The organism is Roseibium album (assembly GCF_965233825.1).
Taxonomy (GTDB): Bacteria; Pseudomonadota; Alphaproteobacteria; order Rhizobiales; family Stappiaceae; genus Roseibium; species Roseibium album.
The window spans coordinates 6,498,036-6,521,506 of record NZ_OZ247583.1 but is presented as its reverse complement, the minus strand read 5'-3'; the positions used below and the strand labels follow the sequence as shown (position 1 = coordinate 6,521,506).

21 protein-coding genes are annotated in these 23,471 nt (G+C 57.3%); 18 read left to right on the top strand and 3 right to left on the bottom strand.

Annotation, left to right across the window (positions count from 1 at the left end; translation table 11 throughout):
* Position 1 precedes the first annotated feature (1 nt).
* The 4 genes from ACO6TI_RS29995 to ACO6TI_RS29980 are packed head-to-tail and all read left to right on the top strand — an operon-like array spanning position 2 to position 4,710.
* Positions 2 to 1,585, top strand: coding sequence for a glycerol-3-phosphate dehydrogenase (locus tag ACO6TI_RS29995; protein ID WP_422383960.1), 1,584 nt, complete (start codon positions 2 to 4; stop codon positions 1,583 to 1,585).
* Entirely contained in the window at positions 1,569 to 2,639 is a 1,071-nt protein-coding gene (locus ACO6TI_RS29990) for a class II aldolase/adducin family protein (RefSeq protein ID WP_422383959.1), read from the top strand. Before ACO6TI_RS29995 ends, ACO6TI_RS29990 begins: the two co-directional genes overlap by 17 nt.
* Positions 2,636 to 3,895, top strand: a complete 1,260-nt coding sequence (locus ACO6TI_RS29985; RefSeq protein WP_422383958.1) for an FGGY-family carbohydrate kinase — start codon at positions 2,636 to 2,638, stop codon at positions 3,893 to 3,895. Before ACO6TI_RS29990 ends, ACO6TI_RS29985 begins: the two co-directional genes overlap by 4 nt.
* Positions 3,892 to 4,710: a TIGR01459 family HAD-type hydrolase gene (locus tag ACO6TI_RS29980; RefSeq protein WP_422383957.1), complete on the top strand. Its 819-nt coding sequence runs from the start codon at positions 3,892 to 3,894 to the stop codon at positions 4,708 to 4,710. The genes ACO6TI_RS29985 and ACO6TI_RS29980 overlap by 4 nt, the downstream gene beginning before the upstream one ends.
* 10 nt (positions 4,711 to 4,720) lie before the next feature.
* On the opposite strand, the gene ACO6TI_RS29975 is transcribed toward ACO6TI_RS29980, so the two are convergent.
* Both ACO6TI_RS29975 and ACO6TI_RS29970 read right to left on the bottom strand, forming a co-directional pair.
* The gene (locus tag ACO6TI_RS29975; protein WP_422383956.1) at positions 4,721 to 6,202 is read right to left on the bottom strand and encodes a xylulokinase; all 1,482 of its coding nucleotides are present in this window, start codon (positions 6,200 to 6,202) and stop codon (positions 4,721 to 4,723) included.
* A complete protein-coding gene (locus ACO6TI_RS29970; protein ID WP_422383955.1) occupies positions 6,199 to 7,188 on the bottom strand; it encodes a sugar-binding transcriptional regulator in 990 nt (329 codons plus the stop codon). The genes ACO6TI_RS29975 and ACO6TI_RS29970 overlap by 4 nt, the downstream gene beginning before the upstream one ends.
* A gap of 156 nt (positions 7,189 to 7,344) precedes the next feature.
* On the opposite strand from ACO6TI_RS29970, the gene ACO6TI_RS29965 reads away from it, so the two are divergent.
* From ACO6TI_RS29965 to ACO6TI_RS29925, 9 genes are all read left to right on the top strand, one after another.
* Positions 7,345 to 8,655 (top strand): iron-containing alcohol dehydrogenase, encoded by a 1,311-nt coding sequence (locus ACO6TI_RS29965; protein ID WP_422383954.1) that lies wholly within the window; start codon positions 7,345 to 7,347, stop codon positions 8,653 to 8,655.
* Positions 8,656 to 8,660: 5 nt separating this feature from the next.
* Positions 8,661 to 9,482 carry an HAD-IIB family hydrolase gene (locus ACO6TI_RS29960; RefSeq protein ID WP_422383953.1) on the top strand — a complete coding sequence of 274 codons (822 nt, stop codon included), beginning with the start codon at positions 8,661 to 8,663 and terminating at the stop codon, positions 9,480 to 9,482.
* A complete protein-coding gene (locus ACO6TI_RS29955; RefSeq protein WP_055112856.1) occupies positions 9,479 to 10,198 on the top strand; it encodes a class II aldolase/adducin family protein in 720 nt (239 codons plus the stop codon). Before ACO6TI_RS29960 ends, ACO6TI_RS29955 begins: the two co-directional genes overlap by 4 nt.
* A 27-nt stretch (positions 10,199 to 10,225) precedes the next feature.
* On the top strand, positions 10,226 to 11,122 hold the full coding sequence (locus ACO6TI_RS29950; protein WP_422383952.1) for a carbohydrate ABC transporter permease: 897 nt from the start codon (positions 10,226 to 10,228) through the stop codon (positions 11,120 to 11,122).
* A gap of 32 nt (positions 11,123 to 11,154) precedes the next feature.
* Positions 11,155 to 11,997 carry a carbohydrate ABC transporter permease gene (locus ACO6TI_RS29945; protein WP_029061138.1) on the top strand — a complete coding sequence of 281 codons (843 nt, stop codon included), beginning with the start codon at positions 11,155 to 11,157 and terminating at the stop codon, positions 11,995 to 11,997.
* A gap of 52 nt (positions 11,998 to 12,049) precedes the next feature.
* Positions 12,050 to 13,555 (top strand): ABC transporter substrate-binding protein, encoded by a 1,506-nt coding sequence (locus ACO6TI_RS29940; protein WP_422383951.1) that lies wholly within the window; start codon positions 12,050 to 12,052, stop codon positions 13,553 to 13,555.
* Between the two features lie 69 nt (positions 13,556 to 13,624).
* Positions 13,625 to 14,350 (top strand): SDR family oxidoreductase, encoded by a 726-nt coding sequence (locus ACO6TI_RS29935; RefSeq protein WP_422383950.1) that lies wholly within the window; start codon positions 13,625 to 13,627, stop codon positions 14,348 to 14,350.
* Positions 14,351 to 14,364: 14 nt separating this feature from the next.
* Positions 14,365 to 15,450, top strand: coding sequence for an ABC transporter ATP-binding protein (locus ACO6TI_RS29930; protein WP_055112850.1), 1,086 nt, complete (start codon positions 14,365 to 14,367; stop codon positions 15,448 to 15,450).
* A gap of 428 nt (positions 15,451 to 15,878) precedes the next feature.
* Positions 15,879 to 16,706: an inositol monophosphatase family protein gene (locus tag ACO6TI_RS29925; RefSeq protein ID WP_196900962.1), complete on the top strand. Its 828-nt coding sequence runs from the start codon at positions 15,879 to 15,881 to the stop codon at positions 16,704 to 16,706.
* Between the two features lie 69 nt (positions 16,707 to 16,775).
* Here the strand turns inward: ACO6TI_RS29925 and ACO6TI_RS29920 are convergent, their stop codons facing one another.
* Positions 16,776 to 17,408: a TetR/AcrR family transcriptional regulator gene (locus ACO6TI_RS29920; RefSeq protein ID WP_055112846.1), complete on the bottom strand. Its 633-nt coding sequence runs from the start codon at positions 17,406 to 17,408 to the stop codon at positions 16,776 to 16,778.
* Between the two features lie 247 nt (positions 17,409 to 17,655).
* On the opposite strand from ACO6TI_RS29920, the gene ACO6TI_RS29915 reads away from it, so the two are divergent.
* The 5 genes from ACO6TI_RS29915 (at position 17,656) to ACO6TI_RS29895 (ending at position 23,470) form a co-directional block, all read left to right on the top strand.
* On the top strand, positions 17,656 to 18,765 hold the full coding sequence (locus tag ACO6TI_RS29915; RefSeq protein WP_055112844.1) for a sugar ABC transporter substrate-binding protein: 1,110 nt from the start codon (positions 17,656 to 17,658) through the stop codon (positions 18,763 to 18,765).
* Between the two features lie 169 nt (positions 18,766 to 18,934).
* Positions 18,935 to 19,978, top strand: a complete 1,044-nt coding sequence (locus ACO6TI_RS29910) for an ABC transporter permease (RefSeq protein ID WP_055112842.1) — start codon at positions 18,935 to 18,937, stop codon at positions 19,976 to 19,978.
* Positions 19,979 to 19,989: 11 nt separating this feature from the next.
* Entirely contained in the window at positions 19,990 to 21,495 is a 1,506-nt protein-coding gene (locus ACO6TI_RS29905; RefSeq protein WP_196900960.1) for a sugar ABC transporter ATP-binding protein, read from the top strand.
* A gap of 8 nt (positions 21,496 to 21,503) precedes the next feature.
* Entirely contained in the window at positions 21,504 to 22,448 is a 945-nt protein-coding gene (locus ACO6TI_RS29900) for an ABC transporter permease (protein ID WP_055112840.1), read from the top strand.
* Complete coding sequence (locus ACO6TI_RS29895) at positions 22,445 to 23,470, top strand: zinc-dependent alcohol dehydrogenase (protein WP_348315595.1); 1,026 nt, start codon at positions 22,445 to 22,447, stop codon at positions 23,468 to 23,470. Before ACO6TI_RS29900 ends, ACO6TI_RS29895 begins: the two co-directional genes overlap by 4 nt.
* The last annotated feature ends 1 nt before the right edge of the window (position 23,471 follow it).

Here is a 23,471-nt window from a genome sequence, read left to right as displayed (position 1 = left end):
GATGAACCTGTTGACACCTGACCATTCCAAGTATGAACCGGCGGGACGATCCGCAGAGCGTCCCGTGGATCTTCTGGTTGTCGGCGGTGGAATTAACGGTGCAGGTGTCGCCCGCGATGCGGCCGGGCGCGGATTGTCTGTCATCCTTTGCGAAAAAGGCGATCTGGGTGAAGGAACCTCGTCACGATCGGGGAAATACATCCACGGGGGTCTTCGTTATCTGGAATATTACGAGTTCCGGCTTGTTCGCGAAGCTCTGAATGAGCGTGAAGTCGTGCTGGAAGCAGCGCCGCATCTCTCCTGGCCGTTGCAGCTTGTGCTTCCCCACAGCCCCGAACAGAGACCGAGATGGCTCATTCGGTTGGGTCTTTTCCTTTATGACAATCTGGGTGGTCGAAAGCGGGTCCCGGGCTCCAGTTCCCTGGATCTCGGCACGAACGTTGCGGGCAAGCGGCTGAAAGGCAAATTCCGGAAGGGTTTCAGTTACTGGGATGTCTGGATCGATGATGCCCGTCTCGTCGTCCTGAATGCGGTGGATGCTTCCCGCCGCGGCGCCCAGATATTTACCAGGACGGCGTGCCTGTCGGCCCGGCGGCACGGAAAAGTCTGGCGCGCCGAATTGAAGAGCGACAATCCCGGTAGCCCTTCTGTCGTGTTCGCAAAGGCGATTGTCAACGCGGCCGGCCCCTGGGTCGAGAAAGTCATCGGCGAGGTTGCGGGGGTGAATTCGCGCATGAGCGTGCGTCTGGTCAAGGGGAGCCATATCGTTCTTCCCAAATGGTGGGAGGGCGACCATGGCTATGTGCTGCAGGCACCCGACAAGCGTCTCATTTTCGTCAATCCGTATTTTGACGACATGGCGTTGATAGGCACCACGGACATTCCGTTTGAGGGCCGGGCTGAAGATGTCGAGATCGACGCGTCCGAGATCGACTATCTGCTCGGTATCCTCGAAAGCTACTTTGATCAAACGTTCAAGCCTGAAGACGTGCTCTTCGACTATTCCGGCGTACGGCCTCTTTTTGACGACGACGCAAACAAAAGCGCATCAGCTGTTACCCGCGATTATCAATTCGAGTTGGACGGGTCGCTGGAACCTGACAGCGCATTGCCGCCGCTTCTGTCGGCTTTCGGCGGAAAACTGACAACCTATCGGAAGCTTTCCGAACAGGCCTTGCAGATGCTGGCGCCCTTTTTTCCGGAGATGGCCGGATCCTGGACGGCGAAGACCCCGCTTCCGGGCGGAGATCTTCCCGACAAACAATTTGAGGTATGGTTCAAGGGCTTTCAAAAACGGTATGCGTTTTTGCCGGAGAAACTGCTGCGCCATCTGGGGCATTGCTACGGGACCGATGCGGTAAGGCTGCTTGATGGTGTGAATGAGCTATCCGATCTTGGTGAAAATTTCGGGAGCTGTTTCTTTGAACGCGAAGCGGTCTGGCTGTTGCAGAATGAATGGGCGGTCAGCGCTGAAGACATTCTGCTGCGCCGTACCAAACACGGATTGTTTCTGACCCCAGAAGAAAAGTCCGGTTTTGAAGTCTGGTTGGATAAAAGGCTGGCAATCCATGAACCCGTTTCTTGATCTGCGACGCGGCAAGGAATTTGAAAGTCTCTGTGCTGTTTCCGCCGAACTGGGTAAAGACCCCTTGCAGGTGCAAGGACCAGGTGGAAACACATCGCTCAAGAAAGACGGACGGATGTGGATCAAGGCTTCCGGTACCTGGCTTGCCGATGCTGACGAGCGCGATATCATGGTTCCCGTTCATGCAGACCGGTTTTCAGCTGCCTTGAAAACCGGGGAAGAGCGCGCGGCCGATACGGCAGGCTTTCTTGCCTCGGTGGAGGGCGCGCCCGACCTTCACTCTTCTATTGAGACTTCTGTTCACGCGCTTCTCGACAGTCCTGTTGTCCTGCACACGCATTGTGTTGCGACAATTGCCATTGCCATTCGATCGGATGCAGAGGATCTGGTTAAAGACAAGCTTGCGGATCTCGATGCGGTTTTCATACCTTATCAGAAGCCGGGGCTGGATCTTGCGCGGGCGATCATGGCACGCGCCACAGGTCGCACCAGGGTGCTGATCCTGGGAAATCATGGTCTGGTGGCTACGGGATCGAGTGCAATTGAAGCCAAAAAATGCCTGTTGGAAGTATCACGGCGACTGGAGCCTGCGGTCGATGCTACTTTGGCAGAGCCGGATCGAGACTGGGTTCAGTCCCTGCAGGATACCGGATGGATCGCGGCACCGTTTCAGACAACGCAGGCCATTGCGTTTGACGATAATCTTCTCGAGATTGCGTCCGGTAACTCGCTTTATCCCGACCATGTCGTTTTTCTAGGGCCGGGCTGCGTGGTTGCCAAGGATGCCGAAACGGTAAACGAAGCGGCACAACGCGGTTCGCAAGAACGGTCGGAACGCAAGCTTGTCATTTGCCCCGGCAAGGGCGTCGCGGTGCCGGCTGCTTCGAATGCGGCGACGTTGACCCTGGTGCGTGCCCTTGGCGATGTTTTGGTGCGTGTATCTCCCGGCTCCGAAGTGACACGCCTTACCGATCTCCAGGAAGACGAATTGATCAACTGGGACGCGGAAAAAATCCGTCAGGCCCTGAACACGACTGAAAGTGCAAGCGCATGAACCAGCGTCTTGCGTTGGGGATCGATGTGGGCACATCAGGTGTCCGGATTGCCGCGCTCTCACAGGATCTCAATGTCGTCGCCGTCACCAAGGCGGCAATGGATCTCTCCTCGGGACCTCGACACGATCCAGCGGTTTGGTCCCGGGCGTTGACGGAAGCATTGTCCTCAATGCTTCACACAATCGACCCGGGGGAAATTGATGCAATCTGTGTCGACGGAACTTCGGGCACCGTGCTTGCGCTTGACCAGGATGATCAGCCGCTCGGTACAGCGCTGATGTATAACGACGCTGTCGATGATCCGGCGATCCCCGTAGCAATTGCACAGGTCGCGCCCCGGCAGAGCGCGGCTCATGGACCAAGCTCGGCGCTCTCACGATCCATCGCGCTGCAAACCAGACCGGGTGTCGTGCGCATAGCCCATCAGGCAGACTGGATCGCCGAGAGACTTGCCGGGAAAGCATTGCCCAGCGACGAAAGCAATGCGCTCAAAACGGGATACGACCCGATTGCCAGAGCGTGGCCGGACTGGATGGCCGCAACGGGTATCGAATTGAAACTGTTGCCGGACGTCGTTGCGACGGGCACGAAGACCGGCGTTACTTCTGGTGCTCTTGGTTTGCCATCAGGCATACCGATTATTGCCGGTGTCTCCGACGGGTGTGCGTCCTTTCTGGCGACAGGTGCCTCCAAACCCGGAGACGCGGTGACTGCACTTGGAACGACATTAACGCTGAAGTTACTTTCAGAACGGCCAATTTTCGCACCGGAATTCGGGATCTACAGTCATCGTATCGGCAATCAATGGCTGGCGGGCGGCGCTTCCAACAGTGGTGGCGGGGCACTTGCTGCCCATTTTACACCGGACGAGATCAGCAGTTTGAGCGACCTGATCGATCCGGATGTTCCGAGCGGGTTCGATTACTATCCATTGCCGCGGCCCGGAGAAAGGTTCCCGGTGAACGATCCGGACCTTGAGCCTCGGGTTGATCCGCGACCGGAGTTGCCGCAAGCGTTTCTGCATGGATTGCTGGAAGGAATTGCGAAGATCGAACAGCTCGGTTTTGAAAGGCTTGCCGAGCTCGGTGGGCCAAAATTGACATCCATCCGGACCGTCGGGGGAGGCGCGGGCAACAGGATCTGGACTCGCATGCGCACACGCCTGCTTAATGCGCCCGAAGCTGCGGTTGCATCGGGAGAGGCGGCAGCCGGATCCGCCCGGATCGCCTGGACATTCCTGAAGGGTCAGACATGAGCAGGAACATCTCGGGACTGGGAGACATTCTGGATCAGTTCGATGGTATTCTGATCGACCAGTTCGGCGTTCTTCACGACGGCAATGAACCATTTCCCGAGGCCTTGCCATGCCTTCGGAAAGTGGCGCAAACCGGTACGCCGATCGTTGCGATTACGAATTCAGGGCGCATGAAAGAGCCCAACAGGCAACGACTTGATCGCTTCGGTTTCACAGCCGACCTGATCGGAGACATTGTCACATCGGGAATGGTGGCACGAAGCCGGATTGTCGACATGCTGGCAGAAGGTGATCTGACCCCTGGCGATGCTGTCCTGAATCTCACACGCGAGAACGACGTCACTGTTTTGGAAGGCCTCGGACTTGTGGCGTCGAACGAGGTCGCTTCCTCGACCCGGCTCGTTCTCATTTCCGGCCTCAAACCCGAAGAACTGTCACGCCAGGACTATCTGCAACTGCTGAAGCCTTTGGCCGAGCGCGGCATTCCGGCGATCTGCGCAAACCCGGATCACATGGTTTATTCGCACGGCAAGGCTGCTTTTGGACCAGGGCTTGTTGCCGCCGATTACGCCGAAGCAGGCGGAGATGTAACCTTCGCTGGAAAACCCGGTTCGGAAATTTTTCTCAAATCTCTGCAGTCTCTCGGGAATCCGGATCCGTCCCGGGTCCTGATGATCGGCGACAGTCATCACCATGATATCGCGGGAGCGGCCCGCGTCGGTTGCAAGACATTGCTGATTGCAAGCGGTGTTCAGGCACAAGGCGCGTCGCGAGACACGGAGCCCGATTTTTCCATCGAGGCTCTTCGTTATTGACGAGTGCGATCTACGCGTTCCTGTATTCCGGTCGATAGCTTGCAAACTGTCGATCTGAAAGGTTGCGCCACGCCTGATACACACCTGGATCCGGCATGACAGGCGCGCTTTCTTCACTCATTTCAGCGGCCGCCTCATCCAGCGTCTCAAACAAGCCAGCTCCGTAGGCTGCGCACATGGCCGCGCCAAGCGAGGATGCCTCCAGGCTTCGAGATATATGGACTGGCAGGCCTGTTGAGTCCGCGAACATGCGGGTCCACAGGGCGCTGTTGCCACCGCCGCCGACTGCAACGATCTTTTCTATCTTCAGGCCGCTTTCCTTCATCGACGAGATTGCTCGCGCGCTTTCCAGGGTCATGGCCTCCAGGACAGCACGATAGAGGTGGCCCAGCCCGTGGTTCGGAGACAGTCCATTGAAACTGGCCCGCGCGCCGGTATCCCAGTGCGGATCCATGCAGCCGGTCAGATAGGGGCACACCGTAACACCCTCGGAGCCGATCGGGATCTGTGCTGCTTTTGCCTCAAGTTTTGAAAACACCGACGGGTCGTCACGACCACCGGCGAATGTGTCGACAAACCAGTTGAGCAGGAAAGCGCCGGCGCGCTGGCATCCTTCCAGAAAATAGCCGTTTCCGGTCGGTGAGGTCATCGTGCGCCAGTTGAGACTGATCATGGGATCAGGTGCCCAGGCCCCGGAAACCAACGCGGTGCCCAGGTTGAGATACACAACGCCCTCGCGAGCCGCATTGACGCCCAGTCCTGCGCATTGACCATCCCCGCCGGCCGCAATGAGCGGCAAGCCCGCCGGCAAGCCAGTCTGAACTGACGCTTCCGGAGTGATCGTTCCAACAAGCGTGCCTGGACGCGCGAGTGTGCCCAGCTGTCCTGTATGTATTCCAAGATGGTTGAGAAAACTCTCGGACCAGGTCATGCTCTGGATATCAAGTACACCGAAAGGATCTGCGCTTGTCCAGCTCGACGTCCAGTTTCCGGTAAGTCGTCCGCTCAGGAAACAATGAACGTCCGCAAATCTGGCCGTCCGATCCATGATGTCTGGCTGGTTGCGGCGGAACCAGGACAATTTGTAAATTACCGGTATAATGTCGACCGGTTTTCCCGAAACACCGTGCAATGTGTCTTGTCCAATCTCCTCGCAAAGAAGTTCGACTTCATGCCTGGCCCTTTCGTCCAGCCAGACGACCGCAGGGCGAACCGCGTTGCCATTGGCATCAACGAAGGCAACCGTTTCCCGCTGGTTGGAGATTGCCAGTGCCGCGACACGGGACATGTCCAGTTCACCTGCCAGCTGACGCAGGGCGGAGCAGGCAGCGGACCACCAGTCCTCGATATCCTGTTCAACCCAACCCGGTTGAGGTTGGTACAAGGGGATCGAGGCACGACCTTCCGCAACGGGCTCTCCCTTCGCTGTCCAGGCGATTGCCTTGGTCGATTGCGTTGAACTGTCAAGCCCGATAACCAGGTCTTTTGTCATTTGTCCTCCCTCAACAACCGGTCGGCAGTTGCCCTGTCAGTTACCAGATCTGTGACATAGCCTCCGGTGAGGCATGCATGTAGCGCATCGAGTTTCTCCTCGCCACCGGCAACGCAGATACGTTCCGGAACGGCTTTCAGGTCCTGAAGTTCCATGCCGATCTGAAGGCCGGAGAGCGCGCCTTCCAGGGCATCACCCTGCGCATCGATAAACCGGCCGATGACGATGCCGGCGGCTCCGGCTTTCATGTAGTCCTCGGCAGATGGCTGGATCAGGTTGTTGCCGTCGGCCCATCTGGTTTCGTCGTTGAGTTCGCCGACACCGAAAACAACCGTGGAGCAGCTGTGAACGCGTTCAAAATGGCGCTTCAGTGATGGCTCCTGAAGCAGTGCCGTGCGCAGTTCCGGAGTGGTGACAACAGCGGGTGCGTGAAAATTGTGGCATCTTGCGCCAAGCCGGTTTGCGATGAAAAGCGTACACGCTTCCGGCGACGAAGCGTCATCCCCAAGTGAACTCCCGGATACCTGCACGACACGCAGGCTCTCCTGGTTGCGCTCCGGCAGCGCATTTGCGAGCTCGAGCATCGTGCGTCCCCAGGCCACGCCGAGTGTCATGTCTTTTCGCAAACGCGACAGGAGGATCTGCGCTCCTGCGATCCCGAGACGTTTTCGAAGCAAGGTCGGGTCGCCGTCTTCTTCACTGACATGCGGTGCAATGAATGCGCCCTTCAATCCGAAACGGGCTGCGAGCCTTTGACTCAAGTTCGCCTGCTCAAGAAGGTCTGGTGCAAGGCTTATGGTAACGAGCCCCCGCCTGCGCGCATCTGCGAGATAGTTGGCCACCGACGCCCGGGACACTCCCAACGCCTTTGCCACTTCCGCCTGGGTTCGAGACTCGGCGTAGTAGAGCCACGTCGCCCAGGCCGTTGTGTCCTCGACAAACCTTACATTTTCCGCGTCTGATCCGTCGATTTGCTTGTCTGACATCGTCTTGCTGTCGCCTTTGCGTTCCCTGAAGTTTGAAATTCGATTTGACAAATGTCAATAGATGCTGTCATTTGTCATTTGTGAGTTGAAGGGTTTGGAATGTCCTCAATTAGTCATCAGACTTCATCTTTAGCAGAACGACCGCAAAACGGTTGGATGGAGCATATTGAAGACGTCTACCAGGGGCGCTGGGTCAATCCTGAAACCGGCGAAGCAGGTCCGAGGGCGCCGGTCGACAAAATCCTTATTTCTGAATCTATTGACGGAGCAGAGGCGGACCTCGCGCGCTCCGTAGGCATCGGCGATTTCACCGCGATGGTCGCCGATGCCAACACCTGGGACGCTGCCGGATCACGGATTGCCAAAAACCTGACCAAGGGCGGGTTCAAGGTCAACGAAGTCATCCTCACCGGAAAGCCGCATGCGACTGTTTCCGAAGCAGATGCGCTGGCATCGCGTTTACAGGATTTTTCGTCCGTCATTGCGGTCGGCTCCGGCACTGTGAACGACCTGACGAAATATGTCACGGCTCGGAACAAGCGTTCTTACTGCGTCTTTGGAACCGCGGCCTCGATGGACGGATACGCGTCGACGACCGCTTCCATGGGGCTGCCAAGCGGCTTGAAGATCTCGCTGCCTGCGCATGCGCCAAAGGGAGTTTTTCTCGACCTTGGCGTGATCGCGAAGGCTCCGGCCCGGATGGCGGCAGCCGGCTTCGGTGATTGTCTTTGCAACAGCGTTGCAAGGATCGACTGGTGGATGTCCCACAAGTTGCTGGGCAGCCGGTTCTGGAATGAACCCTACCTGATCAGCGAGCATGACAAGGGACTGCTGGAAGCCCATGCGGACGGACTGAAACAGGGAAACATCACGGCGGTCGGATATCTTGTGAGAGCTCTGGTCATGTCGGGGCTAGGTGTCGCCCATACCGGTGTTTCAAATCACGGATCCATGGGCGAGCACCAGATCTCCCACTATATCGATTGTTTTGCCGGTGACCGGCACCAGGGAACGTTGCACGGCGAACAGGTCGGCGTTGCGACGTTGACGATGGGACGCATTCAACAGTGGTTTCTTGACCAGGAAAGCCCTCCGGAAATACGCCTGACGCATGTTGACGGACAAGACATGGCGCGTCGCATGGGGCCGGAAATTGCCGCACAGTGCGAGGCTGAATACCGGAAAAAGGCACTGGACGAAAACGGCGCGGCCCGTCTGAATGAACGGCTGCAGGAAATCTGGCCACAGTTGCGCGAGGATTGCCGAAAGCTGATTGATCCGGTTGATGCCATGGTTGCGAAACTCAAACAGGTCAACGGAGCGACAAGCGGGTCGGAACTGGGTCTGCCATCCGGGTTTTATCGCGAGGCGGTGCGGCACGCACACGAAATGCGAAACCGGTTCTCGTTTGCCGATCTGGCATGTGATGCGGGCCTTCTTGACGCATTTGCGGACAGGGAGGTCTGACCGGTATGCGGCCACTCGACAAGATGCCGGCTGAGACGGCAGCTTCCATCCACACGGTCATGGCAGATATCGACGATACGCTGACAACCGACGGCCGCCTGCCGTCAAACGCTTACTCGGCGCTTGAGAAACTCAAGGCTGCAGGCTTTCGCGTGGCTGCGATTACAGGCCGTCCGGCAGGCTGGTGCGACATGATTGCACGGTTCTGGCCGGTCGACGGTGTCGTTGGTGAAAACGGCGCGCTTTATTACGCCTATGACCGCAATGCCCGCAAGATGTCCCGGGTATTTGCTGCAAGCGACGCGATCCGCCGCGACAATCAGGTCCGCTACGCCCAGATCGCTGAACGCATCTTGAGCGAGGTACCCGGCGCGGCCGTCTCGGCTGACCAGCCGTTTCGCGAAGCTGACCTTGCCATCGACTTCTGTGAAGATGTCCCGCCGCTCGGCCGCGAAGACGTCGACCGGATCAAGGCGATCTTCGAAGAAGAGGGGGCGGTCGCCAAGGTCTCCTCCATTCACGTCAACGGATGGTACGGGTCCTACGACAAGCTTACGATGACACGCAGGTTCGCGGCAGATGTGCTTGCCGTCGACCTAGAGGCCGAAAAAGACCGGATCGTGTTTTGCGGCGACAGTCCAAATGATGCGCCCATGTTCGGTTATTTTCCAAATGCATGCGGTGTTGCCAACGTTCTGGACTTTCAGGGCCGGATCGAGGCGGAGCCGGGCTGGATCGCTTCGGAGCGCGGCGGAGACGGCTTTGCCGAAATCGCGGAAGTGCTGATTGCGGCTAAGAATTTATCAGACAGGAGAATAAGTGCATGAAAAAGGCCGAATTGGCTCTGCGCGAAGAGATTATTGCACGGTGCCGGGAAATGAACTCGAGCGGCATCAATCAGGGGACATCCGGCAACATATCCGTTCGGTTCGAGGACCGAATGCTGATTTCTCCGTCGGCAACACCCTATGATCAGATGACGCCCGAGATGATCGCCTCCGTTGGCCTGGAGGATACCAGTGGCCGTTATGATGGACCGTTGAAACCGTCGACGGAATGGAGATTTCATCAGAAGCTGCTTCGCGGACGTCCGGATGCAGGTGCGGTCGTTCATGCCCATCCGACCTATTGCACGACGCTGGCGATCGCCCGCAAGGAAATTCCATCCTGTCACTACATGATCGCGGCGTTCGGTGGCAACAATGTGCGCTGCGCCGGATACGCTACCTTCGGGTCCGAAGACCTGTCGGAACTGGCGATCGACGCCATGACCGACCGGACCGCTTGCCTGCTTGCAAACCATGGCATGATTGCCATCGGTGAAAACCTTGCCAAGGCGATGTGGCGTGCAATCGAACTCGAGACAATTGCAAAGCAATACTACCTGAGCCTTGCAATCGGCGGCCCGGTTCTGCTGAGCGATGCCTCCATTGACGACACGCATCGCGGTTTCGCCGGCTACGGCCTTCAAGATTCAGACAAGGACAAAAAACCGAAACCCAAGCGCAGGGCCCCCAGAAAGCCGGCAGCGAAGAAGAAGTGATGAAGCCATGATCAGCGGAGGGTCGGAATGGCGTTTGTAGGAACCAGAGGATTGCGAGGCTATATCACGGGCGATAGCCCGGTGCCCTGGCTTGCGCCGCTGGTCGCCATGCTCATGGTCTTCACCATCTATCCCCTGTTTTACAACATCTGGCTTTCGTTTCACGAATATGCGCCCTTAAAGCGACAGCTGGTCTATGTTGGAACGGAGAACTGGAACAATCTGTTTGCAGATCCGCGGTTCTGGGAAGCCCTATCCGTCACTTTCACCTATTTCTTCGTCCTCCTGGCAATCCAGATCGTGCTGGGGATGTTCATTGCTCTTCTTCTGGATTCCGACGAACCGGGGTTCGGGCTGTTGCGAGGCCTGCTCACGCTGACGCTCGTGATCCCGCCGGCGATAACCGGCATGATGTTTCTTCTGCTTGAAGATCCCGAGTTCGGTGTCCTCACCTACATACTCGAAGGCATGGGAATCCTGAGCGGTCAGAACCCGATCCTTGCGACAAGTTCGACGGCCCTTGCAGGTGTGATGCTGGCCGATATCTGGCAGTGGACACCTTTCATGGTACTGATCTTTCTTGCCGGTTTAAGGTCACTTCCCCAGGAACCGTATGAAGCTGCCATGCTGGATGGCGCATCGGCATTTCAGACGTTCCGCCGGATCACGCTGCCGATGATGTCCAAGGTGATCGCCGTTGCGGTTCTGATCCGGGGCATCGATCTGTTCCGGGCGTTCGACTACATGTTCGTGATGACCTCCGGAGGTCCGGGGACCTCGACCTACACGCTCTCCCTCTATGCCTGGCAGCAGACGTTCAGCTTCATCAAATGGGGGTATGGAGCAACTCTGAGTCTCGTGAGCCTGGTCCTCATTCTGGTGATTGCCAATCTCTTCATCTGGATTGCGAAGGTGCGCTGGTGATTGTTGAAAGCAAAAATCGGCGCTATGCGCGCATGGCTGCCGCGTGGTTTATAACCGCGCTGTTCGTGTTTCCGCTCTACTACTGGGGAACAACGGCCTTCAAGCAAGCCAAGGAAATCTTTTCCGTTCCACCAACGGTCTGGTCGTTTACGCCAACACTCAGAAACTTTGAGGAGGTGTTCGGCATTTCCTTCGGGTTCCTGCGTCAGCAGGAAGTGCTGCCGGGTGGCGGAAACTTCTACATGGCACCGCGCCTCTGGGACTCCATTGTCGTCGGCCTCTTCTCCACCGCCCTTGCCATTGCCATCTCCACCTTCGCCGCATATGCGCTGAGCCGCATGGACTTTCGCGGAAGACATCATTTCGTCGCCTGGGTTCTGTCGACAAGAATGATGCCGCCAGTCGCTGTCGCGATACCGATGTTCTTTATCTACAAGGACATCGGACTGATGGATTCATATACGGGCATCATTTTGATCCATGCGCTGATGAACCTGCCGCTCGCGGTTCTTCTGCTCAAGAGTTTCTTCGACGACATTCCACGGGAGATCGACGAGAGCGCCATTGTCGACGGGGCATCGCGCTGGAAGATCTTTCGCCGGATTATTCTGCCAATGGCAAAGGGTGGCATCGCGGCGACCGCGGTCCTTTGTTTTATCTTTTCGTGGACGGAGTTCATTTTTGTTCTGACGTTGACACAGACCGGACTGAAGACGGTTCCGGTCGTGTCCTCGAGCTTCGTCACGTCCACCGGCACGGCCTGGGGTAACATGGCAGCCTTGGGAGTGGCTGCCATGGCTCCGGCTTTCCTATTCATCCTGCTGGTCCAGAAACAGCTGGTCCGCGGGCTGACACTCGGTTCCCTCAAGCAATAGGAGAAACTGTCTTTACGGGACCATCACTCAAGTACCATGGGAGGAGTTAGTCATGAGAGATTCTGACAGGAAGCAATATCTGGCCAATATGGTGGACGCCTATGTTCACCGGCGAATGGGGCGACGGGCTTTTCTGAAAAATGCCGGCCTGCTCGGGCTAAGCGCGGCAGCATTCTGTGCGGGTATGCGCCGGCCGTTCGGACTGGGGTCCATGCCAGCTGCAAACGCGGCCGACGATCTGCGACCATCCGACGAGGTTCTGAAGTGGGTCAAGGACGTATCCGGCCCCTTCAAAGGCACAACTTTGAAACTGGCGACCGAGTCCACTCCGCCGTCAAATGCAATCAACAGCCAGCTGAAGAAATACTTCGAAGAAGCGTCGGGAATGACTGTGGAGATCGAAGTCCTGCCGCTTGAGCAGGTTCTTCAGAAAATGACGCTGGACATTGCCTCGCAGCTTGGCACCTACGATCTGTACTACATTGACCAGAGTTGGGCGGCTTCGGTGAGCCAGGATGTCTTTGATCCGCGCGAGCAGATTGAAGCCAAGCCGGATCTTGCGATGCCGAATTACAACATCGATGATTTCCTGCCGGCACTTGTCGACGGCATCGCCAAGTATGAAGACCGCTGGGTCGGTGTCCCCTACGACATTCCGATCTTCATCATGATGTACCGCAAGGACATCTGGGAAGAAATGGGTTTCCAGGCGCCGACTTCGCTTGAGGAATACTACCAGCAAGCCAAGGCGATCACCGATGCCAAGGGCCCGGATCTTTATGGTTCAACCGGACAGATGAAATCGGGCCACTACAGCCTCGAGTGCGACTGGACGGCCTGGCTCTGGGGACATGGGGGTTCCATCTTCACCCCGGACGGCAAGTTCGCCGGCAACGACGAACGCGGTCTGGAAGCCATGGAGTACTGGACCAACCTCTGGAAAACAATGCCACCGGGTGTCACCGGCTGGACTTGGGACGGCCAGGGGCAATCCGTCGCCCAGGGCGTTGCCGCGTCGATGATGAGTTGGGGCGAGTTCTTCCCGTATTTCGACGATCCGTCGGCAACCAAAGTCTCCGGCCTGATGGAAGCGGTTCGCTGTCCACCACCGTCGCGCGCGCTGCGTACCAGTGACGAAACCGGCTTTGGAGAGATCCCCGGTGTTGGTCACCAGGGCGGCTCGTCGCTTGCGGTCTCGAAAAACTCCAAGAACCCGGATGCAGCCTGGATCTTCATGCAATGGGCAACGAGCTACGATACGCAAGTGCTCATCACGGCTCTGGGCGGCGGTACAGGTCCGACACGCGCAAGCGTCTATGATGATCCGCGCATCATAGCCAACAATCGCGTTGGACCGGGCACGACACGCCACCTGAACGTCGTTCGCGACACAATCGCTATGGATATGGGTTCTGAACCGGATCTGCCGCAATGGGCGGAACTTTCCAACGACACGATCCCTGTCAGGCTCGGCAAGTACTTTGCCGGCGACTACGGTTCGCCGAAGGAGGCAATGGACGATATTGCCGTGTCCGTCGACAAGATCGTATCCGGATAAGCAATCCGGACAAGAAGAAAAGGGGAGGGTGGCAACACCCTTCCCGGACACTGGGTTTGGGAGGATCCTGTGGAAGATAAACCACTTGTTGCAATAACCGGGGCGAGCTCGGGAATCGGAGAAGCAACCGCGCGCGCCTTTTCCGCTGCCGGGCATCCTGTTCTCTTGATGGCCCGACGCATGGACCGGATGGAAGCACTCGGACTTCCCAATGCCGTTCTTCGTCAGGTGGATGTGCGCGACCGCAACGCGATCACCGCGGCCGTACGGGATGCTGAAGCCGAATTCGGTCCGGTTGACATGATGTTCGCCAACGCAGGCATCGCCCGTCTGGCCGATATCGGCCGGCAACCTCCCGAAGAATGGGATGAAATGATCGACATCAACACCAAGGGTGTGATGAATACGGTGCATGCTGTGATGAAAGGCATGATGGATCGCAAGCGGGGCACGCTTGTCATGATGAGCTCCATCGCAGGCCGCAAGGTCTATCCTGACCACACGGTGTATTGCGGCACGAAATATTTCGTTCACGCGGTTTCAGAGAGCCTGCGCGAATATCTTTCCGCGCATGACGTACGCGTCGTCGTCGTCTCGCCAGGTGTGATTGAGACTGAAGTCCTTTCGGGTGTTCTGGATCAGGAAACGCTTGAAAACTACAAGAGCAACAAGGTCAAGATGGGTGGTGGCATCGGTGCGGACATCGTCGCCGACCTGATACTCAATGCCTATCGATTGCCGCAAAAGGCCCTGGTTCAGGAGATCTGCCTGACACCGACGCGGCAAAGCTACTGAGGAAATCTGCATTAATGGCCGAAGTTGCCTATCACAATATCTGCAAATCCTACGGATCCGTTGAAGTCATGCGCGACCTGTCGCTGTCAATTCAGGACGGCGAGTTTGCGGTGCTGCTCGGGGCATCCGGTTGTGGCAAGACCACGTTGCTCAGGATGACCGCCGGGCTGGAAAACATCACCGGTGGTGAATTGACCATTGACGGCAAGGTCATGAACGAGGTGCATCCTCGCGACCGTGACATTGCAATGGTGTTTCAGAACTATGCGCTCTATCCGACCATGAAGGTTTTCGACAACATTGCGTTCAGCCTGGAAGTCAAGCGCCTGAGCAAGGAAGAGATCAAGAGGAAAGTCAACGAGGCGGCCGCAGTCCTGAACCTGACAGACTATCTGGACCGGTACCCGCGTGAATTGTCCGGCGGACAGCGGCAGAGAGTGGCGATGGGCCGTGCCATGGTGCGCGATGCAAAGGTGTTTCTGTTCGATGAGCCCCTGTCGAATCTCGATGCGAAGCTCAGGGCACACATGCGCGTTGAAATCCGGCAACTCCACGAGCGGCTCAAGGCAACAACAGTCTACGTCACTCACGATCAGATCGAGGCCATGACAATGGCCGACAAGATCGTGCTGATGAAAGGCGGCCGGATTGAGCAGGTCGGAACACCGGATGACCTGTACGATCGGCCCGCGACCCGATTTGCCGCAGATTTCATCGGATCGCCCTCGATGAATTTCGTCGAGGGTGACATCACGGCGGAGGACGGGAAACCGCACTTTGTCGGTCCGCATATCAATCTGCCGCTAGACACCGGGCTGAAGGCGGAACAGGGTCAGAAAGTGATCTGCGGCTTGAGGCCGTCGGACCTTGTGACAACAAAGAGCGGCGAAATAAAAGGAACGGTCAAACTGGTTGAAAAGACCGGTGCTGACGTGAATATCCATGTGGATCTGAGCGAGACAGCAAACCTGGTCGCGACAATGGCCAGGGACAATGGCGCAGTTGCAGGCGATTCCATCGAGCTGACGATACCGCCCAGGGCGGTTCACCTTTTCGACGCAGAGACAGAAAACAGAATCGAAACTCAGACGGCTGGGTAACAGAGCCATGGGCTGACGGTGCGGTTCCCGATTGGCAGCGAAATGAATGAAAAGAATGGTGCCGAGGAGCTCCAGTCTTGATCTTTGGGCCATTTGACCGGGAACTCCGCACCGCGCGCGGCACCTCGGAGGCGTGTTGTCTCGTCTCCACAAAGCGACTTGAAATTCCGCGATGGCTCCAGGAAATGTTGTGCCACCAACATAAAGGACCTGCGTCGGGATCATGCTCTGGATCCAACTCCTCGAGCAGGTGCAGCATGCCGGAATTCTAGAGTGACGAGGCAAGGTCCGGTCCCGGTCACGCAACTTTGTGCTTTAGCCGACGTCCAAAATACCGGTAAACCTTTAGCCGTTCAGACAACCCGGGCCCTGAGCAACTGTTCCGGGTCAATTCGTCCACACAGCACAAGACCCGAAATGGATGTGAAATGATCTCGGAAAAAACTGAATCGGAATTACTAGGCCTTCTGCGCGCCACTGCAAGAGCTGAAATTCTCCCTCGGTACCGGGCGCTCGGACATGATGACATCGCGAGCAAAACGTCAGCAAGCGATCTGGTTACGATCGCGGACCAGGGCGCGGAGAAGATGATCAGCGCCGGCATTGCGAAAATTCTGCCCGATGCCGAAATCGTGGGTGAAGAGGCTGTATCGGAAAATCCGAATGTTCTGAAGCGGATCGGAGACTCAGAGCTCAGTGTCATTATCGATCCGATCGACGGCACCTGGAACTTCGCAAAGGGATTGCCGCTGTTCGGTGTCATCCTTGCAGTCGTTCATCGGTCGGAAACGGTGTTTGGTGCGCTCTATGATCCAGTGATGGATGATGCCACGACAGCTCGCAAAGGACAGGGCGCATTTCACGTTTCCCGCGACGGTTCACGCAAGCAGCTACATCTTTCGAAGCCCGAAAGGAAGGGCCTTGCCGACATGATTGGAGCCGTTCCGCATTGTCTTTATTCGCCTGAGGAACGGCAAAGGATCGCGACCCGGTTCGTGGCCTTTGAAAGAGTGCTGTCCTACAGATGTGCTTGTCACGAATACCGGATCCTCGCTGAAGGAAGTCTTGACTTTTCGATGTCCGGTCCGCTCAAGCCCTGGGATCATGCGGCGGGTGAACTGATCTACCGGGAAGCGGGCGGTTTTGCTGCAATGGTGGACACGATGACACCTTACCGTCCGGACATGACCGAAGGCCGATTGCTACTGGCGCGCTCCAGGGAGGCATGGCGCGAGATTCACGAAGCGCTCTTTTAAATTCTCCGCGGTCACGCCAGCGAAAAGGCCACCGGGATCACGGACCAGTCGGGCTGAGGTGGACGATTTCTAAGCCAGAACAAGTCGCATGACGGTGTCTATGTTGAAGGCGAGCCGCTGCTCGAGAGCGTCTTCAGACATGTAGTCACGCTCAAACATGACTGCACCGGTGAACCTGTTGGTAAGGTAGTAGTACCCGATGGCGGCGATCGTGATGTTCAACTGAACCGGGTCGACCCCGGTGCGAAAAGTACCTTCTCCGGCACCGCGCTCCAGAATATCCCGCACCATTTCGACAAACCTGCGACTGGCGACTCGAAGGCGTTCCGACCCTTCCAGGTGGCGCCCGCGGTGCAGGTTTGCGCTGTTGACAAGTGTTATGAACTCAGGGTTGTCGAGGTAGTACTGCCATGTGAAGCGGACGAGTGTTTCAAGCGCTTCGCGGGGAGAAAGGTGATCCAGTGCAAGGGCTTGCTCTGCGTTTCTGATGTCCAGGTAGGCTTCTTCCAGCACAACCTTGAAGAGATCTTCCTTGCCGCCGAAGTAGTGGTAGATCATGCGTTTGTTGGCTTGCGCTCTTTCCGCGATTTCATCGACCCGGGCGCCTCCCAGACCGACCCGCGCGAACTCGGACTTCGCTGCCGCGAGAATGCGAGCCTTGGTTGCATCCGCGTCACGAATTTTGCGCGTTGTTGCCTTCATCACGATTCACCCCCGCTTTCGCCTGACCCTGAACTTGGCACAGGTTTCGCGCCAAGCGAACCACCAATACCGCATGGGCTCTTATAACCCACTTGACAGGAAAGTTAAATTGTAAGTAACTAACTAGTGCGTTACCTATCAAGGTGTAGTTGCTGCCCACATTGTGAAAGCGGCCTCCGCGACTGGTGTGCAGCGAGGCGGGCCTATTGTCTCAAGGCGAGACAGGCCCAAAAACGGGAGGAGCCACATGTCATTCATCAAGAAGTTCATCGAGCAGGAAACGGTTTCGCGTCGGAATTTTCTGTTGGCCTCGGCCTTCGGAATTTCAGGTGCGGCTGCAGCACGCATGTTTGGTCCGTCACCTGTGCAGGCGGCAACCTATTCGGACCCGACAATCGCGTGGTCTTATCGAAATCGCACAAACCCATACTGGAACGAGATCGTGTCCGGCGGCGAGGCATTTGTGGAAAGTCTTGGCAAGTCCAAGGGAGACCTGACTCATCTGATCAACGAAGGGTCTTCCGAAAAATCGCTTGCGGATGTGAAGGCGCTCCTTGCCAAAACCAACGGCGAACTGGCTCTTGCAATTGATACCAACGATGCTCCGAACGCGCGTCCGGTCGTCGAATCCTGTGTCGAGGCCGGCGCCTATGTCTCCACCTTGTGGAACAAGACCGATGATCTGCACCCTTGGGATTTCGGCGACAATTATGTAAGCCACATGAGCTGGTCCGACGAGGGACCGGCGGAACAGACCGCACGTATTCTGCTGGATGCCATCGGCGGCAAGGGCGGTGTTGTCCATCTGGGCGGTATTGCCTCAAACAATCCGGCAATAGAACGCCTGGCTGGTTTGAAGACCGCGCTTCTCGACTATCCCGACGTCGAACTTCTGGATGCCCAGCCGGCCGATTGGGACACGCAGAAGGCAAACCAGATCATGTCGTCCTTCATCACGCGCTATGGAGACGAGATCAAGGGCGTGCATTGTGCAAATGACACGATCGGATACGGGGTTCTGGAAGCATTGCGTGCAGAAGGCATGGATATTCCGATTGTAACCTATGACGGCAACCCGCAGGCGGTGGACCTGGTACGCGAGGGCCGGATCCTTGCGACTGTCTTCACCAACCCGCACTGGGGTGGTGGTATCACCGCGGCGCTCGCCTATCATGCCGCAATCGGCACTTTCAAACCTTCCGAAGAACCCAAGGAGCATCGTGAATTCTACGGGCCGACCATCATGGTCACACCGGACGATGCCGCGGCGTTCAAGGCAAACTACATCGAAAATGTCCCGACATATGACTGGACGGACTTCTGGGGGCCTGCCAACGGCCAGATCCAGTACAAATAGTCAGTTGCGGTGGCCGCCCGAGTGGCGGCCAACCTTGCAGTTTATCGAGATTGTTTGTGGAGGAGCGACGCATCGCCCGTGAGACCGGGCAGGCGATCATTTCTCTTTTCCATTCTGACATTGCAATGCGCCGGTGCCGGCGCTGACGACCCGCTAGGAGACGAGGATCATGACGGAAGTTGTCGCCCAGACAGCCCCGCGGGCGAGCTTTCTGACCAGAGACAGGATCATCAAATGGGCCCCTCTTCTGGTCCTGGTTTTCCTGACGCTCGTCTTTCCGTTCTTCGAGTGGCTCGAAGACCTGCAGGAAGGCAAGCAACACTTGTTTCTGGTCGACAGCCGTTTCTTTTCAATCCGGAATGCAGCGCGCATCCTGATCGCGTCGACCCCGGCATTGATGGTTGCCATCGGTGTCACCTTCATCATCCTCATGGGATCGATCGATCTTTCGATGGAAGGCACGGTTTCGGTGTGCGCCGTGATTTTTGCGTTTGCCTTCATTTCCTGGGGCGGGACGCTGGCAAGCTGGGCGTGGCTTGCAATCCCGCTTGCGTTGGTGGTCGGGGCTGTCCTCGGATTCATCAACGGTCTGGTTCATGTCCGGCTCAAGATACCGAGTTTCATGGCTTCGCTTGCCATGGGGTTTGTCGGGACGGGATTTGCATTGCTCTTGACGGGCGGTGACCGCATCCGGGTCGAGGACGAGATCTTTCGTTCGCTGCTGACCGTGCGCTGGTTCAATTTCCCCATCATGGTCTATGTCGCGCTGGCGATGACGCTGCTTGCCTGGTTTATCCAGTCGAGGACGACCCTCGGACGCAATTTCTACGCGGTCGGCGGGGGAGAGGAACTGGCGCATGCGAGCGGTCTGAATGTCACCCGCGTGCGCCTGATGGGTTTCACTCTGGCAGGCGTGTTCTTTGCCATGGGCGCGCTGCTGGCAGTCGGGCGGATCGGGATCGCAGAGACGGCGACCGGCAACAATTTCATGTTCATTTCGATCACCGCTGTCGTGGTCGGAGGAACCGCACTCTGGGGCGGTATCGGCGGGGTCTGGAACACTCTTGTCGGTGTTCTGATCGTGAATGTCATCAACAACGGAATGGTTGTGATCGGACTTCCAAGTTACGCACAAGACGGTGTTCTTGGTCTTCTGGTGATTATCGCCGTGGTTCTGTCCACCGACCGCAAGTCGGTCAGCTTCGTGAAATAGGGGGGCGGTGCATGTATGAGCTTCGACAAGTCGACAAGCACTTTCCCGGCGTTCACGCGCTGAAGGGTGTCGATTTCAAGGTGAAACGCGGCGAGATCGTTGGACTGGTCGGCGAAAACGGTGCCGGCAAATCCACCCTGATGAAGGTGATCTACGGAGCCTACCAGCCGGACGGCGGCAACATCGCACTCGACGGCACCACGGTTCGTTTTCAAAACCCCCGTCAGGCGATGGAACACGGTATCGGCATGGTGTTCCAGGAACAATCGCTGATCCTGAACCTGACGGTGATGGAAAACATCTTCCTTGGCTACGAGCAGCAGTTCGTGAAATTCGGCGTCATCAACTGGAAGGCGATGTCCGAGGCGGCCCGAATGCAGCTTGCAAAGGTCAAGCTGGACATTGATCCGGGCATGACGACGTCCGAACTCAGTTTCGCACAACGCCAGCTGGTGGAACTTGCCAAGGTTCTGACGCTGGAAGAGCGGATCGATGGGGATCTTGTGATCCTGCTTGACGAACCCACCTCGGTTCTTGCCAAGGAGGAAGTCGAGCTGCTGTTCAACCTCGTGAAGGATCTCAAGCAACGGGCGAGCTTTATTTTCGTCAGCCACCGCATGGACGAAGTCCTGCGGCTCTCGGACCGTATCTACGTGATGAAGGACGGTGCCGTTGTCGATGTTGTGTCGCACGACGAGGCCGAGGTGGATGCCATTCAGCACAAGATGGTCGGGCGGGAAGTCGACAAGGAATATTATCGCGAGCAGAAGCAGCGGCCTTACGACGCCGGCAAAGTGTTGCTGACATTCGACGGCGTGAGCTGCGACAAGCGCTTTGAGGATGTTTCCTTCGCGTTGCATCCAGGAGAAGTGCTCTGCCTTGTCGGCACGGAGGGGTCGGGTCGCGAGGCGATCTTGCGCACGATCTTCGGTCTCGAAACACCGACCAGCGGCTCTGTCGCGATCAGGAACCAAAAGGTGACCCGTTTTTCCGCGCGCGGTGGTGTCGATGCGGGAATAGGCTACATCCCGCGGGAACGAAAGGTCGAAGGCATCGTTGCCGGCATGAACGTCTATGAAAACATGACGTTGAGCCAGATGAACAAATACGCGAACGCAGGCGTTCTGCGGGTGAGCGAAGAAAAGACACTTGCCCGCAACTGGATCGAGCGCCTCGGTATCAAGACCCCTGATGTCTACAAGGATTGCGGTGGTCTGTCCGGCGGTAACCAGCAGAAAGTGGTTTTGGCGAAATGGCGGTCAGGCGGCGCAGAGATCATGCTTCTGGACCATCCGACGCGCGGGCTCGACATCGGTGCCAAGGAAGACGTCTACGAAATGATACGCGAGATGTCGGATGCCGGTGTCGGCATCGTTCTGGTGGCTGATACGCTGGAGGAGGCAATCGGGCTCAGTCACACAATTCTTGTCCTGAAGGATGGCCAGTTTCAGAAACGCTTTGACTGCGCACCCGGCGCGAAGCCGTCGCTTTATGACCTTGTTCACCACATGATCTGAGGCTGAAAATGTCATTCGAACGTATCAAGCCGCATCTTCCCTGGATCACGCTTCTCGTGCTGGTCCTGCTGGTCGGTATTGCCAATCCCAGCTTCTTTGACCCCGCGGGCCTGTTGTCCCTGGTCACCGACGTGGTGCCGCTGTTCATCATGGCGCTGGGCATGACTTTCGCCATCTATATCGGCGGGATCGACCTCTCGGTTCAGCAGCTTGCCAATCTGGTGACCGTGATCGCCACGGTCTATCTTGCCAAATTCGGTGTCGGGGTTGCCCTTGTTGCTGTCGCGGCGGGATTCATTGTTGGCGCGATCTCGGGATTCGTGACGACGCGTCTTTATGTGCCGAGCTTTGTCTCCACGCTCGCCATGGGCTTCGTCGCGCTTTCTGCGGCGAAGTATTTTTCCGGTCAGCGCGCACTCTACATGGATGCCGAGCTGCGGAATTCGAGCTTCGGCTGGATGTTCGGCAACACGGCGGGTGTCCCGCACGAGCTGGTAATCGCAATTGTTCTGTTGGTGCTGGCGTGGTTCCTGCAGACACGGACCACATTCGGAAGGTCCTTGAAAGCGGTCGGTTCCGGTGAACCTGCAGCAATTGCGTCCGGCCTCAACGTCGACCGAGTGAAGATCCTTGCTTTCGCCATTTCCGGCGTCTTCGCCGCCGTCGCCGGACTGATCTTTTCCGTGAAACTATCCGGAGGCGATGCCAACCTGGCGAACGGATTTCTGCTGCTTGCCATCGTGGCCGTACTGGTTGGCGGCACGCCGTTGACCGGCGGTGTCGGTGGTGTGCTCAACACCGCGATCGGGACACTTATCGTCATGGTGATCCGGGCCGCCATGGTCTACCTGGAAATCGACGCGACCCAGCAGCAGATGGTGTTCGGGATCGTGCTGATCGCCGCCATCGCACTGACGATCGACCGGTCGAAACTCAGAGGCGTAGTCAAATGACGATGCTGGCGGCATATCTTGTCAAACCCGGCAGGTTTGAGTTGCGCAACGTGCCGATGCCGTCGGTCGGTGACGATCAGGTGCTGGTCAAGATTGCCCGAACCGGCATCTGCGGTACGGACATGCATATTTTCAACGGTCACTACGCGGCCGACAAGCTGCCGCTGATCCCGGGTCACGAGTTCACCGGGACGGTCGTCGAAACCGGAAAAGATGTTGAGGGCACGAAGGTCGGACAATCGGTTGTGGTCGATATGAACATCGGCTGCGGACACTGCTACTGGTGTCGGCGCAACGAAATCCTGAACTGTCCGGACATGCAACAGATGGGTATCACCATCAACGGTGCCTTCGCCGAATTCATTGCGGTTCCGGCACGGCTGGTCATTGCTGCTCCGGACAAGACACCACAAGCCGTTCTGGCGCTAACAGAACCGCTCGCCTGCGTTGTCCGTGCCGCCCGGAAAGCCCGGATCACCTTCGGGCAATCGGTTGTGGTGATCGGGGCAGGGCCAATCGGCAATCTTCATGTCCAGCTTTTGCGCACGATCGGCGCAGCACCGATAATCGTCTCCGACATTTCAAGAGACCGTGTTCGCCTGGCACTGGAAGCGGGTGCCGATTACGGTGTCACTGATCCAGCCGAACTCGAAGCAACCGTGATGCGTGCCACGGAAGGGCGTGGCGCGGATATCGTGATTGAGAGTGTCGGTCACCCTTCGCTCTATCAGACCGCCATGCAGCTCATTCGCAAGGGCGGCCACATAGCAGCATTCGGACTGACCGGAGCCGGCGAGACGTTACCGGTCGACATATTACAGACGATCCTTGAAGAAAACTCGATCAAGGGCTCCGTCGCCGGTATGGGGCAGGACATGCATGACAGCCTGACGCTTCTGACCCACGGCCGTATCAGGACCGAGGCGTTTACCGGCGCGACGTTTCCGCTTGCCGACATCCAGTCGGCCTTCGACAGTCTGGTCGACCGACCGGAAGACTTGAAAACGCAAATCGTGATGTGAA

Coding starts and splice junctions, on each gene's coding strand:
- ACO6TI_RS29995 (WP_422383960.1), top strand. CDS start 2: ATGAACCTGTTGACACCTGACCATTCCAAGTATGAACCGGCGGGACGA.
- ACO6TI_RS29990 (WP_422383959.1), top strand. CDS start 1,569: ATGAACCCGTTTCTTGATCTGCGACGCGGCAAGGAATTTGAAAGTCTC.
- ACO6TI_RS29985 (WP_422383958.1), top strand. CDS start 2,636: ATGAACCAGCGTCTTGCGTTGGGGATCGATGTGGGCACATCAGGTGTC.
- ACO6TI_RS29980 (WP_422383957.1), top strand. CDS start 3,892: ATGAGCAGGAACATCTCGGGACTGGGAGACATTCTGGATCAGTTCGAT.
- ACO6TI_RS29975 (WP_422383956.1), bottom strand. CDS start 6,202: ATGACAAAAGACCTGGTTATCGGGCTTGACAGTTCAACGCAATCGACC.
- ACO6TI_RS29970 (WP_422383955.1), bottom strand. CDS start 7,188: ATGTCAGACAAGCAAATCGACGGATCAGACGCGGAAAATGTAAGGTTT.
- ACO6TI_RS29965 (WP_422383954.1), top strand. CDS start 7,345: ATGGAGCATATTGAAGACGTCTACCAGGGGCGCTGGGTCAATCCTGAA.
- ACO6TI_RS29960 (WP_422383953.1), top strand. CDS start 8,661: ATGCGGCCACTCGACAAGATGCCGGCTGAGACGGCAGCTTCCATCCAC.
- ACO6TI_RS29955 (WP_055112856.1), top strand. CDS start 9,479: ATGAAAAAGGCCGAATTGGCTCTGCGCGAAGAGATTATTGCACGGTGC.
- ACO6TI_RS29950 (WP_422383952.1), top strand. CDS start 10,226: ATGGCGTTTGTAGGAACCAGAGGATTGCGAGGCTATATCACGGGCGAT.
- ACO6TI_RS29945 (WP_029061138.1), top strand. CDS start 11,155: ATGGCTGCCGCGTGGTTTATAACCGCGCTGTTCGTGTTTCCGCTCTAC.
- ACO6TI_RS29940 (WP_422383951.1), top strand. CDS start 12,050: ATGAGAGATTCTGACAGGAAGCAATATCTGGCCAATATGGTGGACGCC.
- ACO6TI_RS29930 (WP_055112850.1), top strand. CDS start 14,365: ATGGCCGAAGTTGCCTATCACAATATCTGCAAATCCTACGGATCCGTT.
- ACO6TI_RS29925 (WP_196900962.1), top strand. CDS start 15,879: ATGATCTCGGAAAAAACTGAATCGGAATTACTAGGCCTTCTGCGCGCC.
- ACO6TI_RS29920 (WP_055112846.1), bottom strand. CDS start 17,408: ATGAAGGCAACAACGCGCAAAATTCGTGACGCGGATGCAACCAAGGCT.
- ACO6TI_RS29915 (WP_055112844.1), top strand. CDS start 17,656: ATGTCATTCATCAAGAAGTTCATCGAGCAGGAAACGGTTTCGCGTCGG.
- ACO6TI_RS29910 (WP_055112842.1), top strand. CDS start 18,935: ATGACGGAAGTTGTCGCCCAGACAGCCCCGCGGGCGAGCTTTCTGACC.
- ACO6TI_RS29905 (WP_196900960.1), top strand. CDS start 19,990: ATGTATGAGCTTCGACAAGTCGACAAGCACTTTCCCGGCGTTCACGCG.
- ACO6TI_RS29900 (WP_055112840.1), top strand. CDS start 21,504: ATGTCATTCGAACGTATCAAGCCGCATCTTCCCTGGATCACGCTTCTC.
- ACO6TI_RS29895 (WP_348315595.1), top strand. CDS start 22,445: ATGACGATGCTGGCGGCATATCTTGTCAAACCCGGCAGGTTTGAGTTG.